The 234-nt window shown below is 56.4% G+C and carries 1 protein-coding gene; it reads right to left on the reverse strand.

Annotation, left to right across the window (positions count from 1 at the left end; genetic code table 11):
- Positions 1-234: isoaspartyl peptidase/L-asparaginase (locus FN960_RS24790; protein WP_185971175.1), on the reverse strand; the 234-nt coding region annotated here is incomplete at both ends.

Genomic DNA, 234 nt, shown 5'->3' on the forward strand with positions numbered 1-234 from the left:
GTTGTTCATAACGCAAAGGCGTGGAGAAAATCTCCGGCGAGACGCGCTCCATGCCACGAGCAAACGCAAAATTTTCTGCCCCTTCGCCAATCATCATCACATGCGGGCTTTGCTCCATCACCAGCCGGGCGGCAAGAACCGGATTACGCAGATGACTAACGCCCGCCACCGCACCGGCTTTCAGGGTGTTACCATCCATCACACAGGCGTCCAGTTCATGGGTTTCATCACGCG

Origin of the sequence: Alkalicoccobacillus porphyridii (genome assembly GCF_007293315.1) — a bacterium.
In the GTDB taxonomy this organism is placed as follows: domain Bacteria; phylum Bacillota; class Bacilli; order Bacillales; family Bacillaceae_D; genus Alkalicoccobacillus; species Alkalicoccobacillus porphyridii.